14 protein-coding genes are annotated in these 13,635 nt (G+C 68.7%); 4 read left to right on the top strand and 10 right to left on the bottom strand.

Annotation, left to right across the window (positions count from 1 at the left end):
• Window positions 1-6 precede the first annotated feature (6 nt).
• Window positions 7-702 carry a transporter gene (locus AB0436_RS12630; protein WP_366467797.1) on the top strand — a complete coding sequence of 232 codons (696 nt, stop codon included), beginning with the start codon at window positions 7-9 and terminating at the stop codon, window positions 700-702.
• Between the two features lie 748 nt (window positions 703-1,450).
• Here the strand turns inward: AB0436_RS12630 and AB0436_RS12625 are convergent.
• From AB0436_RS12625 to AB0436_RS12595, 7 genes are all read right to left on the bottom strand, one after another.
• On the bottom strand, window positions 1,451-2,512 hold the full coding sequence (locus AB0436_RS12625; RefSeq protein WP_366467796.1) for an NAD-dependent epimerase/dehydratase family protein: 1,062 nt from the start codon (window positions 2,510-2,512) through the stop codon (window positions 1,451-1,453).
• A gap of 65 nt (window positions 2,513-2,577) precedes the next feature.
• Window positions 2,578-3,279, bottom strand: a complete 702-nt coding sequence (locus AB0436_RS12620) for a lysophospholipid acyltransferase family protein (RefSeq protein ID WP_366467795.1) — start codon at window positions 3,277-3,279, stop codon at window positions 2,578-2,580.
• Window positions 3,280-3,330: 51 nt separating this feature from the next.
• Window positions 3,331-3,492, bottom strand: coding sequence for a hypothetical protein (locus AB0436_RS12615; protein ID WP_365858120.1), 162 nt, complete (start codon window positions 3,490-3,492; stop codon window positions 3,331-3,333).
• A gap of 54 nt (window positions 3,493-3,546) precedes the next feature.
• Entirely contained in the window at window positions 3,547-4,500 is a 954-nt protein-coding gene (locus AB0436_RS12610; RefSeq protein ID WP_366467794.1) for a cytochrome c oxidase assembly protein, read from the bottom strand.
• Window positions 4,501-4,630: 130 nt separating this feature from the next.
• Complete coding sequence (locus AB0436_RS12605) at window positions 4,631-5,656, bottom strand: 6-phosphofructokinase (protein ID WP_366467793.1); 1,026 nt, start codon at window positions 5,654-5,656, stop codon at window positions 4,631-4,633.
• 157 nt (window positions 5,657-5,813) lie between these two features.
• On the bottom strand, window positions 5,814-6,542 hold the full coding sequence (locus AB0436_RS12600; RefSeq protein WP_365858113.1) for a glutamine amidotransferase: 729 nt from the start codon (window positions 6,540-6,542) through the stop codon (window positions 5,814-5,816).
• A 17-nt stretch (window positions 6,543-6,559) separates the two neighbouring features.
• Window positions 6,560-7,798 (bottom strand): MurT ligase domain-containing protein, encoded by a 1,239-nt coding sequence (locus tag AB0436_RS12595; RefSeq protein WP_366467792.1) that lies wholly within the window; start codon window positions 7,796-7,798, stop codon window positions 6,560-6,562.
• Window positions 7,799-7,914: 116 nt separating this feature from the next.
• Between AB0436_RS12595 and def the strand changes: the two genes are divergently transcribed.
• Window positions 7,915-8,448 (top strand): peptide deformylase, encoded by a 534-nt coding sequence (def, locus tag AB0436_RS12590; RefSeq protein WP_366467791.1) that lies wholly within the window; start codon window positions 7,915-7,917, stop codon window positions 8,446-8,448.
• 59 nt (window positions 8,449-8,507) lie between these two features.
• Here def and AB0436_RS12585 read toward each other — a convergent pair whose 3' ends face one another.
• Complete coding sequence (locus AB0436_RS12585) at window positions 8,508-9,149, bottom strand: TetR family transcriptional regulator (RefSeq protein WP_366467789.1); 642 nt, start codon at window positions 9,147-9,149, stop codon at window positions 8,508-8,510.
• Between the two features lie 173 nt (window positions 9,150-9,322).
• On the opposite strand from AB0436_RS12585, the gene AB0436_RS12580 reads away from it, so the two are divergent.
• Entirely contained in the window at window positions 9,323-10,552 is a 1,230-nt protein-coding gene (locus AB0436_RS12580; RefSeq protein WP_366467787.1) for an acyl-CoA dehydrogenase family protein, read from the top strand.
• A gap of 69 nt (window positions 10,553-10,621) precedes the next feature.
• On the opposite strand, the gene AB0436_RS12575 is transcribed toward AB0436_RS12580, so the two are convergent.
• The gene (locus AB0436_RS12575) at window positions 10,622-11,110 is read right to left on the bottom strand and encodes a glutathione peroxidase (RefSeq protein ID WP_366467786.1); all 489 of its coding nucleotides are present in this window, start codon (window positions 11,108-11,110) and stop codon (window positions 10,622-10,624) included.
• Window positions 11,111-11,172: 62 nt separating this feature from the next.
• Window positions 11,173-12,087, bottom strand: coding sequence for a LysR family transcriptional regulator (locus tag AB0436_RS12570; protein WP_366467785.1), 915 nt, complete (start codon window positions 12,085-12,087; stop codon window positions 11,173-11,175).
• Window positions 12,088-12,293: 206 nt separating this feature from the next.
• On the opposite strand from AB0436_RS12570, the gene phnA reads away from it, so the two are divergent.
• Window positions 12,294-13,559, top strand: a complete 1,266-nt coding sequence (gene phnA / locus AB0436_RS12565; RefSeq protein WP_366467784.1) for a phosphonoacetate hydrolase — start codon at window positions 12,294-12,296, stop codon at window positions 13,557-13,559.
• Window positions 13,560-13,635 lie beyond the last annotated feature (76 nt).

The raw sequence follows: 13,635 nt of genomic DNA, 5'->3' as shown, positions 1-13,635 counted from the left end.
CAAACCGTGAAAGCACTGCTCTTCATGCTGTCCGACCTCTGGATGATCTTCGTCGGCTTCTTCTACGGATGGAAACTCATTCGGCAGTACGGCAACTACCTGCTCGGCCTGGAATGGATCATCATCGCCATATCCGGCTCGAACTTCCTCGCCTGGTCCCTCCTCGGCGGCGACACGAGCAACCCCATGTACTTTATCGCGTACTTCTTCGATGCCTTCTCACGATCGGTGGGCGTCTCCCTGATTCTCGTCATGGGCTTGATGCGAGTAACGCACCGGTACAAGCCGACGGTGGCGGTCGACATCAGCGTGTTTGGACTGGGCATCGTCGCCGGGCTGTATCTCCAGCAGTTCCATGGCCATGGGTTCCACGTCGTCCCGGCAACGTTCTTCGTCATCGTCAACGCGCTCTCTACCGTGTTTCTCGCCTATTTTTCGTTGCGGCTCTGGAAGATCCGTGCCAGGGGTCTGGCCATCGCTTCTGCGTTCACTACCGCTGCGGCGACCTTCGTCGCACTCACGTACGACTTCTTCCCGCTTCCGGGCGACGACAAGGACCGCACTACCTTCTACGTCCTCGCTCTCGCCACCTGGGGACTTCAGGCCTTCGTGTACTTCATCTCGTACCGCGCTCTGCACAACCACAACGTGGCGACAGGCGCAGAGTCGGCTACCAATGAACGAAGCGTTGCTCAGGCCTGACCAAACTCCGGCAGGGGAATGCGGTGACCACTGGTTGTCATAGATCTCCGACCGGGATTCGTCCGCTGAGCAGAGGCGGGCGTGGGCTCCCCTCCCGTAGTGGGGACCGTGGTTCGCGTAGCTTCCTGAAGAGCCTACCCACGCCGATCACGGTCCCCGCCACGCCGATGAAGATTGAACTTGCGCACGGCGGATCCGTGGGCCGCGACAAGCACACCAGACTCCGGAGAGCCGTGTTGGTGGAGCGCTGTCGCGGTCACCAACTCCTTCGCCAGGGCAGCACAGGTATAGCGGGTGACCTGACTCGACGCGTTGTGAGCCCTGGGGAGGCGACGCCTTGGTCCAGGACGTGGCCCGTCGGCTCGACGTAGCTGTTCAGTGCCGAACTCGAGGCCGCTGGGCCCAACTGTCCTCACGGTCGTGCGCTGTATTGCTGGAGACGGGAACCGGGGCGTTGTGCCCCTCGAGCGCGGTTTGCCGATGGAGCCCGGTCACAGCTCACGGTCGCGCTCGCCGGCCGCTGGGGACGGCTACGAGGGATCGTGGCTTCCAAGGACCTGTACTGGAGTTGCTGCATGCTCGTGCCCTCCCTCGCCGCCGGGCTCGACGCCGCGGTGGGCCGGCAGCGTGTGTCGGAAGTGCTCCAGGTTGGCTGACGTGAGTGAACGGGGCGGAGCTATCGATATGTCGGACCGGTCGACCTTGACGAACCCCAGAGACCAGTCCTCCCGCATCCGGCGGGCCCCACTCACGAAGGGCTCGAAGAGCCATGCCGTGCCGGGCTGTCGAGCCAGGCATCCTCCGCCGCGTAGTCGAAGAGGTCGAGATGCGGGTCGTACGCCTTCGCCATCGCGGGGAAGGCCTCCCGCCAGTCCTTGCCGCGCAGTTGCGCGGTGAGCCACTCCACCGTCCGCGGCAGTGACTCGGCGTACCCGGTCACCGGGCGGTAGCCGAGTTCCCGCTCGGCGGCGGACAGGTCGTACACCACCGGATGGTCGACGCCCCACGGCGTGTTCCCCACCGGTGCGGAACCCTCGATCAGGACCAGTTCGCTCCGCACGCCCATGACCTCGTCGACCGCCGCGCTGATCTCGGCGACGGTGGGGGCCTGCGGGTCCGCCGCGTTGAGTACCCGGGCTCCCGGTTGCCGGGCGGACAGCCGGATCATCTCGGCGAGGTTCGAGACATGGGCCGGATGGAACCGGCTCCGGCCGCCGTGGGCCAGGACGCGCACCGGCCGCCCGTCGAGTGCGCGCTTGACGAAGAACAGCTCGCGCGGCGTGCGGCAGTGCGGACCGTGGATGGCGCCGGCCCGCAGCAGGGTCACCGGAAGCGTCCCGGCCGCAGCCAGCAGACCGCGCTCCAGGGCGACCTTCCGCGTGCCGTACGTCGCCGTTCCCGGAGCCACCGTCGGCTGATTCTCCGGAATCGGCACCGGATAGCGGGGGAACCCGTCGGGCGCGCCCTGGGTGTCGAAACTTCGGCCGTCGGTGTCCTCGTACACCGCACCACTGGAGATCACCACCGCCGATCCGATACGGTCGGCGAGTCCGGTGAGCTGTCTGGCGTGGTCCTGTCCGTACGCCACCATGTCGACCAGTACGTCGCAGCCGTCACCGAGCGCCGCGGCCAGCGCCCCCTCGTCGTCCCGGTCGACACGCACTGTTCGTACACCGTCGGGCAGGCCGTCGTCGCGGCCCGCCCCGCGGGAAGCCGCCTGCACCTCCCAGCCGTCCGCAGCGAGGGCGCGCACCGCGGCCCGCCCGATCTGGCCCGTCGCTCCCAGTACAAAAGCGTTCCCGGTAGTCATGAGGCCGACGCTACGGTCCCGGCTCCGGCCCTGCCCACGAACTTCTGCCGAGGGCTGATTCGCCGTCAGCGCAGTCGTTTGGGGAACTTCTTGGCGTGCGCCGCCTTCACGTCCGCGGCGTACTCGTCGACGTATTCCTGACCGGAGAGACCGAGGATCGCGTACATGATCTCGTCGGTGACCGCACGCAGCGCCGCCTTCTGGTTCTCCATGCCGGCATAGCGGGTGAAGTCCAGCGGTTCGCCGAAGCGGATCGTGACCTGCTTGATCTTCGGTATCTTCTGCCCGGGAGGCTGGATCTCGAAGGTGCCGACCATGGCGCACGGCACCACCGGCACCTGCCCCTTGATCGCCATCACGGCGACGCCGACCTTGCCCTTGTAGAGCTTGCCGTCGTGCGAGCGGGTGCCCTCCGGGTAGATGCCGAGCAGCTCGCCCCGGCTGAGCACACCGAGCCCCTCACGCACCGCGGCCTTCCCGGCCTCCTTGCCGGAGCGGTCGACCGGGATCTGTCCGGCGCTGCGGAAGAAGGCCGCGGTGAGCCGGCCTTTGGCGCCCGGACCGGTGAAGTACTCCTGCTTGGCCAGGAACGTGATGCGCCGCCTGATGACGGCCGGCATCAGAAAGTGATCGGAGAAGGACAGATGGTTTCCGGCGACGATGGCCGCGCCGTCCTCCGGGATGTGCTCGCGGCCCTCGATCCTGGGCCGGAAAAGCAGCCTCAGCAGTGGTCCCAGAACGGCGTATTTCAAGATGTAGTAGAACAACCTGAGCCCTTCAGTCCGCCGGACCCACCCGGGACGTGCGTGCTCGCCGGCTCAGTCGGTGCCGCGCGAGGCGATCATTCCGAGGGTTACCATCCCCAGGATCACCCAGCCGAACCACAGCCATCCGCTACTGCCGAGTACCGCCGAGTACCCCGTCACCATGACCAGGGCGCCGACGGTCATGACACCCATCGCTTTCGTAGAACCGGGCATGTCCGCTCCTCCTCGGGCCGGAGGACCATCGTCACCCCACAGGGGCCTCCGCCGCTACTGGCCGCGGGTCTGAAGCGAAGCGAGATAGGCGTTGTACGCCGCCAGTTCCTTGTCACCGTCGCGGTCCGCGGCCCGGTCGGAGCGCCGGGCGACCCGCTGCTCGGAGCGGTACCACTGGAAGACCAGTGCGATCAGCACTATCACCGAGGGGACCTCGCTGAACGCCCAGGCGATCCCGCCCGCCGCCTCCTGATCGGAGAGCGCGTCGATACCCAGTGAGAGCGGCGGGTGGCGGTACGCCTGCACCATCGGCTGGGTCGCCATCATCAGGGCGATGCCGAAGAAGGCGTGGAAGGGCATACCGGCGAAGAGTTCCATGATCCGCATGATGTAGCCCGGCCGGTGCGGCCCCGGGTCCACGCCCATGATCGGCCAGAAGAAGACAAGGCCGACGAGGAGGAAGTGCACCATCATCGCGATGTGCCCGGTCTTCGACCCCATCAGGGTGTCGAACAGCGGGGTGAAGTACAGCCCGTAGAGGCTGGCGATGAAGAGCGGAATGGTGAACGCCGGGTGCGTGATGATCCGCAGGTAGCGGCTCTGCAACAGCGCCAGCAGCAGTTCTCTCGGCCCCTTGCGGTTGCCGCGGCCGGCCACCGGCAGCGCCCGCAGCGCCAGCGTCACGGGTGCGCCGAGCAGCAGCAGGATGGGGGAGAGCATGCTGATGATCATGTGCTGCACCATGTGCACGCTGAACATCACCATGCCGTAGTCGTTCAGCCCGGTGCACATCGTCACCGCCACGGTCAGCACACCGATGGTGAAGAGCACGATCCGGTGCGTCGGCCAGCTGTCGCCTCGTCCGCGCAGCCGCATCACACCCCAGCCGTACAGTGCGAGAGCCAGCAGGCAGCCGATCAGGAAGAACGGGTCCGCGGAGAACTCCAGCGCCCGCCCCAGCGTGAACGGCGGCAGATCCATGGTCATGCCGTGCCCGCTGTGATCCATCCACTCACTCCTGATTCGTGCCTGATGTCCGCACCAGACTAGAACTGCCCCCGGCCGCGGTTGCGGCCGGGGGCAGTTCATACCGTATCGGACGATTACGGAGCGCTCGCCGCTGTACGGCGCGGAGCGGTCAGAGCACGCACTCTGCCTCGGCATACCGCTCGGCCGGCACCGTCTTGAGCGTCTCCACGGCCTCCGCCAGCGGCACCATGACGATCTCCGTGCCGCGCAGCGCGGTGAGCATCCCGAAGGCGCCGCGGTGCGCCGCCTCCACCGCGTGCCAGCCGAAACGTGTCGCCAGTACCCGGTCGTACGCGGTGGGAGTGCCGCCGCGCTGAACATGGCCGAGTATCACCGGTCGGGCCTCCTTGCCGAGCCGCTGCTCGAGCTCGGCGGAGAGCTGCCTGGCGACACCGGCGAAACGCTCGTGGCCGTACATGTCCTTGCCGCCCACATCGAAGCTCATCGAGCCCTCGCGGGGCTTGGCGCCCTCGGCGACCACCACGATGGCGAACTTCTTGCCGGCCGAGAAACGCCGGCCGACCAGTTCGGAGAGCTCGCCGATGTCGAAGGGGCGCTCTGGGACCACAATGGCGTGCGCACCGGCAGCCATACCCGAGTGCAGCGCGATCCAGCCGGTGTGGCGCCCCATGACCTCGACGATCAGCACCCGCTGATGCGACTCGGCGGTGGTCTTCAGCCGGTCGAGCGCATCGGTCGCCACACCGACGGCCGTGTCGAAACCGAAGGTCACGTCGGTCGACGCGATGTCGTTGTCGATCGTCTTCGGCACGCCGACGATCGGCAGCCCCGCCTCGGAGAGCAGATGGGCCGCCTTGAGCGTGCCCTCGCCGCCGATCGGGATGATCGCGTCCAGGCCCAGGTCGGCCACGTGGCCCTTGGCGCGTTCCACGCCGCCCCGCAGATGGGCGGGCTGGACCCGGGACGAGCCGAGGATCGTGCCGCCGCGGGCCAGGATGCCGCCCACCGCGTCGAGGTCCAGCTTGCGGTAGTCGCACTCGAGCAGGCCCTTCCACCCGTCGTGGAAGCCGATCACCTCGTCGCCGTGGTCGACGACGGCACGGTGAACGACCGAGCGGATGACGGCATTCAGGCCGGGGCAGTCCCCGCCGGAGGTGAGCACACCAATTCGCATTGCCCGACAAACCTTTGCAACGTGGGCCTGTGACCGGACCACGTCGTCCGGCTGGATCCCCGTCACCATACCGGCGCGGAGCGGCCGGACCGCACCTGACGTCCGCCTGCTGGACACCGCTCAGATGTACGTCCGGCGCCTCATGCGGGTGGCGCCGCTACGCGGGCTGGGTCGCTGCGGCGACCCGTTCGGCGCGCAGCGCCTCGTACCACCGGTCGTCGGTCGGCGGCAGCGCGTTCACGTCGAGAGCCAGCTTCAGCAGCAGATCGGCGATCTGCGGATTACGGGCCAGGACCGGACCGTGCATGTACGTGCCGAAGACGGTGTCGTTGTACGCCCCCTCGGTGCCGTCGCCGGTTCCGTTGCCCCGGCCGAGGGACACCCGGGCGAACGGGCGGGCGGTGGGGCCGAGATGAGTGATGCCCTGGTGGTTCTCGAAGCCGGTCAGCGGCGGCAGACCCAGCCGCTGGTCGATGTCGCCGTACACATCGCCCACGCAGCGGTCGCCCTCCCCGCGGGTGGACACCACGTCGAGCAGCCCGAGGCCCGGCTCGCGCTCGCCGAGGTCGTTGATGAACTCGTGACCGAGGATCTGGTACCCGGCGCAGACCGAGAAGATGATCGCTCCGTTGGAGGCCGCCCGTTGCAGGCCGCCGTCCCGCCGCAGTCGCTCGGAGGCCAGCCGCTGGGGGCGGTCCTCGCCGCCGCCGATCAGGTAGATGTCACCGGACGTCGGCACCGGCTGGTCGCTGCGTACGTCGATACGTGTCACGTCGAGACCGCGCTGACGGGCGCGGCGCTCCACCACCAGGGCGTTGCCCTGGTCGCCGTAGGTACTCAGCAGGTCAGGGTAGACCCACACCAGACGCAGGCTGTTCTCGCTCATCATCGTTTCCTCTGCGGTCAGTTGCCGACGCGGCGGCGCACGTCCTGGAACGCGGTGTAGTTGCCGATCAGTTCGATCCGGCCGGGCGGTGCGTACTGAACGGCCTCGTCCACGCTCTCGCAGACCCGGAACTGCAGATTGGCCACTTCCAGGCGGACCGCGAGGTCCAGCTTGCGGTCCCCGATCACGAAGATCGGATGGCCGGCGAGGCGGGTGTAGTCGACGTCCCACAACCAGGAGGTGTCCGTACCGTCGGCGCCGCGGGCGTTGACCGCCAGGATCACCGGGGTGGGTGGCGGGTCGATCAGCGAGAACGTCTCCAGCCAGCCCGCCGGGTTCTTGGCGAGCAGCAGGCGCAGTTCACGGCCCAGGAACGACACCACGTCGTAGCGGCCGGCGACGGCCTGCACCGCGTACATCCGCTCCAGCGCCACTTGCGGCGGTACCCCGAAGGTGGCGGCGACGGCCGCCGAGGTGGTGGCGTTGGCCTTGTTGGCCCGGCCCGGCAACTGCAGATGGATGGGCCACGCGGAGCCGTGCGGATCCAGCACGTGATCGCCGGAGAGCGCCCAACTGGGCGTGGGGCGACGGAAACCGCAGTCGGCGCAGAACCAGTCGTCGTTCGGCCACTGCAGCACACCGCCGCAGGAAGGACACGACCAGGCGTCGTCCTTCCACTCCTGACCCGCGGCCACCCACACCACGGTGGGCGAGGAGGAGGACGCCCAGACGACCAGCGGGTCGTCGGCATTGGCGATGACCACGGCCTTGGTGCCGGCCAGCCCCTCGCGCCACCGCTCGGCCAGCATGCGGGTCTCGCCGGCCCGGTCGAGCTGGTCCCGGGAGAGGTTGAGCAGGGCGATCGCCTTGGGCGTGGTGTCGCGCGCCACCCCGGCCAGGTACTTCTCGTCGACCTCGATCACGCCGTAGCGCGCGTCCGAGCCGCCGGCCAGCGCGGAGGTGATCCCCGCGGGCATGTTGGCGCCCAGGGCGTTCGAGACCACCGGGCCGGCGGCCCGCAGGGCCTCGGCGATCAGCCGGGTCGTCGTCGTCTTGCCGTTGGTCGCCGACACCAGGATCACGTCCAGGTGCTGCGCGAGACGTCCCAGCAGGTCGGGGTCGAGCCGCAGTGCGACCTTGCCGCCGATCACCGACCCGCTGCCGCGCCCCGCGGCGCGCGATACCGCTGCCGCGGCCTTGCCTGCCGTCACGGCCAGTTTGGCCCGCGGCGACAGCGGCTCCGTGTTGCCTGCCATCGTTCTGGATCCTCCTTGCGTCGGCGCGGGGCTCAGCCTATCGAGATCCGGCCGCCTGCCCGACCTCGGCACCACCGGCGGCGATGCCCCGCCGGGTGGAACGTACCCTTGCGGCCATGCGAAACCGCCCGATCCCCGGCAGTTCCGGACGCGTGCGAGCGATGAGGCCGCTCGGTGATCCGGTACTGCACGCTCCGTGCGAACCGGTGGCCGCATTCGGCCCGTCGCTCGCGCAGCTCGTCGAGGACCTGTTCGCCACGATGTACGCGGCCCGCGGGGTCGGACTCGCGGCGAACCAGGTGGGCGTGGCGTGGCGGGTGTTCGTCTACGACTGCCCTGACGACGAGGACGTCCGCCACCTCGGTCATCTGGTCAACCCCCGGCTGGTCGAGGCGGACGGGATCACCGTGCGGGGCGCCGAGGGCTGTCTCTCACTGCCCGGCGTCGAGGCGGGCACCCCTCGCTTCGACCACGCCGTCGTCGAAGGCTTCTCGGTGACCGGTGAGCCGGTGACCGTCAGCGGTAGCGGATTCTTCGCACGCTGTCTGCAGCACGAGTGCGACCACCTCGACGGCACCGTCTACACCGACCGGCTCACCGGCTGGCGCAAGCGCAAGGCGCTGCGCGCGGCCGGCCGGCGGCCCCGGTAGGCCGGCTTCGGCAGCAGCGCCGTCCGTCCGAAGGGAGCCGGGCCGGATGCCGCCGGCGTTCAGAAGCCCGGACCGCCGGCCCGGTTCCCGGAAGCGGCCAGCCTGCCCCAGAGCAGATCGGCCAGGCTGCTGACCAACCGCTCGCGGGAGCACGGGCGTTCACCGAGCCACCAGTCGCCGGCCGCGTGCATCATGCCGACGATGCCGTGGCCCCAGACGCGGGCCAGCTGATCGCTGTCCGGGCCGAGGTCGACGCGCTCGGCGATCACCTTGGCCAGTTCCTCGCCGAGCCGGCGCAGCAGCGGCGCCGAGTGCAGTCCGACATCGAAGGCCTGCTCGGGCTGCTGGGACTCGTCGGCCGGATGCATCAGGAACCGGTAGACCTGCGGTCGCGCCTCGATCGCCGCGAGATAGGTGTCGAGCGTCGCCTCGACGCGTTCGCGTCGCTCGGCGGGGGCGTCCAGCGCGGCCCGCAGTGCGTCGAGCAGTGCGTCGGTGTGCCGCTTGGCGAGCGCCCGGTAGAGACCGCCCTTGTCCCCGAAGTGCCGGTAGAGGATGGGCTTGGTGATGCCTGCCTCGGCGGCGATGGCGTTCATGGACGCCTTCGGTCCGTCCCTCAGGACGACACGGTCGGCCGCCTCGAGCAGTTCCTTGCGTCGCCGGTGTGCCGCCGACTGCTGCGTGGCTTCTGTGGTGCCCATGCGTGCCTCTCCCCGCCCCTGCGAATTCCGTGCCCCCGCGAAACGTAACACCCTGTTCGATACCGGTGCTGATCGCGCCTTCGGAGGTTGACAGAGGCTACTTGTGAGTAACACACTGAAGTTACCGTTAGTAACGCATGGATGAAACGACTGCCCGCAGTGCTGGAGGGGACATGGCCGAGTTCACGCTCGAACTCAACGACGACCAGAAGCAGGTCCGCGACTGGATCCACGGGTTCGCAGCAGACGTCATCCGCCCCGCCGCGGCGGAGTGGGACGAGCGTGAGGAGACGCCCTGGCCGGTGATCCAGGAGGCCGCGAAGGTCGGCATCTACTCCCTGGACTTCTACGCCCAGCAGTTCTTCGACCCGAGCGGCCTCGGCATCCCGATGGCCATGGAGGAGCTGTTCTGGGGCGACGCGGGCATCGCCCTGTCGATCGTCGGCACCGGCCTCGCGGCGGTCGGCGTTCTCTCCAACGGTACCGAGGAGCAGATCGGCACCTGGATTCCCCAGATGTACGGCGACCCGGACGACGTCAAACTCGCCGCCTTCTGCTCCTCGGAGCCCGATGCCGGTTCCGACGTCGCCGCCATGCGTACCCGCGCGGTGTACGACGAGGCGAGCGACGAGTGGGTGCTCAACGGCACCAAGACCTGGGCGACCAACGGCGGCATCGCCAATGTGCATGTCGTGGTCGCCGTCGTCGACCCGGATCTGGGCTCCAAGGGACACGCGTCGTTCATCGTCCCGCCCGGCACCCCCGGCCTTTCGCAGGGCCAGAAGTTCAAGAAGCACGGCATCCGTGCCTCGCACACCGCCGAGGTCGTCCTCGAGGACGTACGGATCCCAGGCCACTGCCTGCTCGGCGGCAAGGAGAAGCTCGACGAGCGGCTGGCCCGGGCCCGCGAGCGGGCCGCGCAGGGCGGGGGCGAGAGGGTGAAGAACGCCGCCATGGCCACCTTCGAGGCCTCCCGTCCGGCAGTCGGCGCCATGGCCGTCGGCACCGCCCGCGCCGCGTACGAGGTGGCACTCGACTACGCCAGGACCCGCAGCCAGTTCGGCCGCCCGATCATCGACAACCAGGGCGTCGCCTTCCAGCTCGCCGACATGCGCACGCAGATCGACGCCGCACGACTGCTGGTCTGGCGCGCCTCCTGGATGGCGACCACCGGCAAGCAGTTCACCTCGGCCGAAGGCTCGATGTCCAAGCTGTACGCCAGCGAGACCGCCAAGAAGGTCACCGCCCAGGCCATCCAGATCCTCGGCGGCAACGGCTACACCCGCGAGTACCCGGTGGAGCGTATGCACCGGGACGCCGCCATCTACACGATCTTCGAGGGCACCAGCGAGATCCAGCGACTGGTGATCGCCCGGACCCTCTCCGGAATGCCCATCCGCTGAACCCTTGCGGCCGGTCCGGTCCGGTCCGGCCCGCAAGCGCGGGCCGGACACCGGCGCCAGGGCAGCCGCTCAGGCCGGGAGCTGCGCCTCGATGACCGCGACGACCTCCGGCGCGTCCGGCTCGGTACGCGGGCGAATACGCGAGACGACCTCGCCCTGCGGGGAGATCACGAACTTCTCGAAGTTCCACTGGACGTCCCCGGCCTCGCCCCCGGCGTCGGCCACCCGGGTCAGCTCCGCGTACAGCGGATGCCGCCGCTCGCCGTTGACCTCGGTCTTCTCCAGCATCGGGAAGGTCACCCCATAGGTGGCCGAGCAGAAGGTCCGGATGTCCTCCGCGCTGCCCGGCTCCTGGCCGGCGAACTGGTTGCAGGGCACGCCGAGGACGGTGAAGCCGCGGTCGCCGTAGGTCTTCTGCAGCCGCTCGAGCCCCGCGTACTGCGGCGTGAGGCCGCACTTGGACGCGACGTTCACCAGCAGCACCGCCCGGCCCCGAAAATCGGCCAGCGAAGTGGGCTCGCCGGTCAGGGTCCTCAGCGGGATGTCGTACAGGCTCATCGATGGCTCCTGTCATGGGTCACTGTCACGCAACAGTGTTCCAGGACGTGCCGGGCCGGTCGTCACCGACCGGGCAGCTCATCCGGCCAGCGACCGAGCGACTTCAGTATCCCGACGAAGGCCCGCTCGGCAGGGGACAACAGCCGGTCCCGGCGGCGCACCAGATTGACCGGCCGGGACCGCGGCTCGGGCCCCACCGGCACGAGGACCAGCGTCCCGGCACGTACGTGGTCGGCGGCTGCGTGCTCGGAGATCAACGAGACCCCGAGGCCGGCCGCCACGCACTGCTTGACCGCCTCGGGGCCCCACACATCACTGCGTGAGTAGTCCGTCAACTCCCAGTCCTGCAGCACCTGTTCCTGGAGCTCGCGGGTCTGCGAGCCCGGCTCGCGCAGCAGGAACCGCGAGCCGCGCAAGGCGGCCGGCTCCACCTGCTGCCCACCGGCCAGCGGATGGCCGGGGGCGGCGATCAGCACGAGCCGTTCGGAGAGGACCGTCTCCGAGACGAGCTGCTCAGCCGTGGGCGCGCCCGCGACGACGGCGATGCCGATGCCGCCGGCCAGCAGCCGTTCCAGTACGGCCTCGTTGTTGCCCACGTAGACGTCGCACTCGATTCCCGGATGGTGCTCCTGGTAACGGGCGAGCAACTGCGGCAAAAGATAGGTGCCGACCGTCGTCGTGCCGCCCACCAGCAGCCGTCCCGAGGTGAGTCCGCTGACTTGCTGCACGGCGGCGACCGCCTCGTCGGCGAGGAGGAACACGCGCTTGCCGTACTCGGCCAGCACCTCGCCCTCCGCCGTCGGCCGGATCCGGGCGCCGGAACGGTCGATCAGTGTGACGCGCAGTGACTGCTCGAGCCTGCGTACCTGATTGGAGACGGACGGCTGGCTCATGTAGAGCTTGTGCGCGGCTGCCGAGAATCCCTGGTGCTGGACGACCTGCATAAAGATCCACAAGCGGTGAAGGTTGAGTTCCACACTCCTCCTCGCAGGACCCGTCATGATCGGCTGTCGGCGATCCTATCCGCGATCAGCCCTGGTGGGGAGGGGCGCGGCGGCGTGCATGCGGCTATGACGGCTATAGCAATCCAAGAGGTTCTGCGCCGGCGGCGCTGGGTGTTACCCCTTTGGTACGAGACGGAAGTGGCCGTCTTCGTCTTCAACCTCGAGGGGCGGATCCATACATGAAGGACTCTCTTGCCGGGCGGGCCGAGCACCTCTCCGTGAACGGGCGCGACTACTCCTGGCCCCAGCGGCCCGTCGTGGTGGTCTGCATCGACGGCAGCGAGGACGCCTACCACGAACGGGCGGTGGCGGACGGCCGGATGCCTTTCCTGGAGCGGATGCTGGAAAGGGGCAGCGATCTGCGGGGCGACTGCACGATGCCGTCCTTCACCAACCCCAACAACATGTCCATCGCGACGGGTGTGCCGCCGGCCGTGCACGGCATCTGCGGCAACTACTTCTACGACACGGCGACCGGCACCGAGGTCATGATGAACGACCCGGAGCTGCTCCGCGCACCGACCATCTTCTCGGTGTTCGCGCAGGCCGGAGCCAAGGTCGCGATCATCACGGCCAAGGACAAACTGCGCCGGCTGCTGGGCAGCGGACTGAAGGACGGCATGTGCTTCTCCGCGGAGAAGGCCGATCAGCTGACCGAGGAGAACAACGGCATCACCAAGGTGCTGGAACGGGTCGGCATGGAACTGCCGTCCGTCTACAGCGCGGAACTCAGTGAGCTGGTGATGGCCGCCGGCGTCGATGTGCTGGAGCAGGAGCGGCCGGAGCTGATGTATCTGTCGCTGACCGACTATGTCCAGCACAAGCACGCCCCCGGCTCGCGGGCCGCCAACGACTTCTACGCCATGCTCGACATGTACTTCGAGAAGATCGACGCCCTGGGAGCCGTCCTCGTCATCACCGCCGACCACGGCATGAACGCCAAGAGCGACGGCGGGGGCACGGCGCAGGTCGTGTTCCTGCAGGATCTCCTCGACGAGAGGCTCGGCGAAGGCGCGTCTAGGGTGATCCTGCCGATCACTGATCCGTACACCGTGCACCACGGGGCGCTCGGGTCGTACGCCACCGTGCATCTGCCCGACAACGCCGACGTACCCGCCGTCGTGGCGGGACTCGCCGCGGAGGACGGCGTGCACACCGTCCTGACCCGCGCGGAGGCGTGCGAGCGCTTCGAGCTCCCCGGCGACCGGATCGGCGAGATCGTCGTCATCTCCGAACGCAACGCGGTCCTCGGGACCACCCCGGCGCGGCACGACATCTCCGACTTCAAGGAGCCGCTGCGCTCGCACGGCGGGCTGACGGAGCAGAAGGTGCCTTTCCTGGTGAACGCGCATACCGGGACGCTGCCCGCGGGGCACCGACTGCGGAACTTCGACGCCTTTTGGGTGGGCACCTCACTCGCCGCAGGTCAGTCGCTCACCGACTGACCTCGCCCACCCTGCTGCCGCCGAAGCGTGTACCGGGGCCGGGCAGCGCCCCCGAAAGCCGAATGGAAGACCGAAC

The organism is Streptomyces sp. NPDC051322, assembly GCF_040689485.1.
Lineage (GTDB): Bacteria > Actinomycetota > Actinomycetes > Streptomycetales > Streptomycetaceae > Streptomyces.
This window is presented reverse-complemented; position numbering and strand designations above follow the sequence as displayed.